Origin of the sequence: Moorena sp. SIO2C4, assembly GCF_010672485.1 — a bacterium.
Taxonomy (GTDB): Bacteria; Cyanobacteriota; Cyanobacteriia; order Cyanobacteriales; family Coleofasciculaceae; genus Moorena; species Moorena producens.
This window is the reverse complement of record NZ_JAAHGN010000857.1, coordinates 1-3,377: the sequence shown is the minus strand read 5'-3', so window position 1 is coordinate 3,377 and position 3,377 is coordinate 1. Positions and strand designations below refer to the sequence as shown.

4 protein-coding genes are annotated in these 3,377 nt (G+C 41.1%); all 4 read right to left on the bottom strand.

The annotated features are described in order from the left end of the window. Positions 1–1,039 (bottom strand): lasso peptide isopeptide bond-forming cyclase (locus F6K20_RS30375; RefSeq protein WP_287297196.1); only part of this gene is annotated, 1,039 nt, incomplete at its 3' end. Further along, positions 1,036–1,482 (bottom strand): lasso peptide biosynthesis B2 protein, encoded by a 447-nt coding sequence (locus F6K20_RS30370; RefSeq protein ID WP_008188039.1) that lies wholly within the window; start codon positions 1,480–1,482, stop codon positions 1,036–1,038. The genes F6K20_RS30375 and F6K20_RS30370, both read right to left, overlap by 4 nt. After that, positions 1,466–1,771, bottom strand: coding sequence for a PqqD family peptide modification chaperone (locus F6K20_RS30365; protein ID WP_287297194.1), 306 nt, complete (start codon positions 1,769–1,771; stop codon positions 1,466–1,468). The genes F6K20_RS30370 and F6K20_RS30365 overlap by 17 nt, the downstream gene beginning before the upstream one ends. A gap of 812 nt (positions 1,772–2,583) precedes the next feature. After that, positions 2,584–2,817, bottom strand: a complete 234-nt coding sequence (locus tag F6K20_RS30360) for a hypothetical protein (RefSeq protein ID WP_287297192.1) — start codon at positions 2,815–2,817, stop codon at positions 2,584–2,586. Between the last annotated feature and the right edge of the window lie 560 nt (positions 2,818–3,377).

Genomic DNA, 3,377 nt, shown 5'->3' with positions numbered 1-3,377 from the left:
GGCCAAGTAAGGCTTCGTCTTCATACTCCCAAATTTCGTCAACGTCTGACAGCGGACCAAACTGATCAGCATGGACATAGTGGGGAATAAGTCCACCCTGTTCTAAAACCGCATTGATGAAGGGACGTTCATCACATTCCGTGACTTTGTCAAAAATGTTGGAGAAGCTGTGCAATTGAGCATCTCCTGTTTCAGCCAGTAGTTTCCTGGCTACACAAGTGATTGAGGAAGAATCTAATCCACCGCTCAAGTGAGAACCAATGGCAAAAGCACTACGGAGACGACAACGAACTGCTTCGGTAAAGATGTCACGAAATGCTTCAGCATAGGCTTCGTCAGAGTCTAATATTAGCTCACGATTGGGGTCTAGAGACCAGTAACAGTTTAGCTCTATTCCTGACTGACTAACGACCATGGTGTGAGCAGGAGGAAGCCGCAGAATCTCGTCATAGGTGGTGATGACTTTGTCTTCCATCATCAGGGCGACATAGTCAGCCATCCTGACTTCGTTAAGACGCTTTGGCACGAAGGGTAAACAGAAGAGTGCTTTGATTTCAGAGGCAAAAATAAACCCTTGACCGGATTGGTGATAGTAATAGAAAGGCTTAACCCCAACATGGTCTCTAGCACAGAAGAGGATCTGCTTGTGCTTATCCCAGATAGCGAAGGCAAAGTCACCTAATAGTTTTTCTGGACACTGCTCTCCCCATTTTTCATAAGCGGCTAATATCAGTTGGCTATCGGTAATTTTTTCTGCTGGACGGTCGTTCAACTCTAGAGCAACAATCAGTTCTTCTCGATTATCAATCCGAGCATCAGCAGTAATCACTAAATTTTTGGAGTGATTAACTAAAGGTAACTTTTCCAGCAGCGATTCAGGAGTAGTCCAAAGCATCCGATGACCGAGACCAACAGACCCCTCGCACCAGATATCTGCTCCGTCTGGTCCCCGGTGGGCAAGGATATCTAACATTTGCCCAATATTTTCCCGGTCTATTGGTTCTTGGTTGAGGTAGTAAATCCCTACAATGCCACTCATAGTTTGCCTCCTTTAAACGATGGTAGTGGAGTAAACCGTGAAAGGTCTCTGAGATAGCCGATCACAACCTGTCCTTGGTTTTCCACCCATGCATGAGCTTCTAATTTTCCTCCCTCCCCTTTGGCAACACCAATTCTGAGTTGAGGGGAGTAACCACAGCGACTCATTAGTACTTGTGTGGTTAATGCTCTAGCTAAACACTTAACACCACCTGGCATGTAGCGACTGCTGAGATTAACAGCTCCGACAATTTTGCTTAGGTTAGTTTGGTTTACGCTTTGAGCTTGAGGTGATGGCTGACTGATTTTTGCTACCAGTTGCCGCAATCTGTGAAATGGTAGTAACCATAGCCCTAGTCTGATTAATCCTAGTAAAATGAACGTGTTAATCACAAGTTGACGTTCTCTACTAGTAAGGCGCAAGAACTTACGCAACCGCTTCATCTTTTACCTCAATTAGCCCAACTGCTGCGAATTCTTGGAGTAATGCCAACAGATCGCGATCGCATTTTTCTGGCTCAACTTCGTACTCTGCTAGCAGTGCATTGCGAATTTCATCTAAAGTTTTCGGTTCCTGGATCAGATTCCAGATGCTAGCACCTACGGTATTCAAGCCATAGTAAACTCCCGACTTCATGTCGAGGATGATTGCTTCTCCTCCAATATCAGAAGATAGTTGCTCTTGAGCTGCTACTACAATTGAAGATTTTGAGATAGTACAATCCAAACTCATGATTTTTTATTCTCCAATTAATTATTGCTGTTATATAAAACTAGTGAGGTAATTATCTGGACTTATAATTAATGGATTGAGAGTAATTGCCCAGATTTCTATGGTTAATTAGCCGTGACCTTGTCAGCCATGCAAACCGCGAGTGGGGGGAACCCCCGCAGGTCGGTAATGGTGCGTTTTCCGTAGGCGAATTAAATTCGCCATGGGTCGCACCTCTGCATGCCTTGTTATTTTTAGTAAAGTCAGGGTATAGTAGATGAACAATTTGATCAGTTTGAAGAGTTCGTGGTAAGCTAGTATTGCTTGAGATAGGGTTTATAAACGAGTGGTAAAAATCTATAAAGCCAAAATGATTGCCAAAATGATTGCCAAAATGATTGCCAAAATGATTGGTAGTGTGGTCATCCTACTCCCGCTAGATTTCGCCACCTATTTATAATTGTTTATAATTGCTGTAAGCAATTAGGCATTTAAATTTTAGTCCGAACCACTTGTACCAAATCCGGCCTACCATCTCTTTATTTAGACCTATTTTTATGCGCCTATATTCACAATTTAACTGTATAAAAAATGTGTGAATAGTTTGTGAATATTGCTATTTTTTAAACTTAATTACAGCACTTAATTACAGCATTTATACTGTTATGAATAATATCCTACTTTATAGTAAGTAATGCTAGGTTCAATTCAAGTTATTTTATTTAATTTAACTGTAGCCTAATTCATCCCATAGTTAAACTAATTTTCGGAGATTTTAATAAAACTTTAATTCTTTATTGAATTAATAAAAACAAGATAGTAAACTGTGTAATTTATCCCCGTGATGATGTAAACAGTAAAACTCTATGTCTTGATGCAAAGCGCGAGTGGGGGAAACCCCTTTTGGCACCTCTGCATCGCTTATGGGATAAAAGTAAATTTCCCAGGTTGGAGGTGGAGTTAAAGAGCGATCGCATTTTAATCCGATAGACAATCCCCCACACATTTGGAGCAACCTGTTGTAACATTGGTTCAGAGCCACCGAAATCAGCTGATGATAAATTCATAATTAACTCTAATTAACTTGATGTTGTCATCACTTTAATTTTTCCTTGCCTTCAATTAAATGTTCTCTCCCTGGCTAGTAAATTCCGGACAGTTTTTCAGAAAAACTCTTGTTAGCATATAAGGTTATTGAAGCTAACTGCCTTAGCCCTACGCGCACGCTATGGGAACAGATAAGGGCGTTTGTATCTGGGTTGTAAACGTACTTCTTGCTTAAAAAGCCATGCACGCAACAGGCAAAATGAAAGAGGGCAAAGAGATCCGGAGTTTTATTGAACAAGAACAAAAGACCATACAGGTTTACATCTCATTTGGACATGGGATAACACCATTTCGGTTTCAGCTAGTGTTCTGGTAGCTCCAGCAGTAAATAAAAATTGTAAGTAGGAGCGCATGTCGTGGGCCCCTATGAGATAAGTGGGTTTGGTGAACAGTTTTGGGTCAGTCTTGACCCAGTGATACCGGAATATAAGGGGAATAGAATTGAACGGTATCAATGAGATCGACGTAATTATAAAGATTAGGGCATATAGCAATCCTATAGGATTGCTATAGTGAGAAA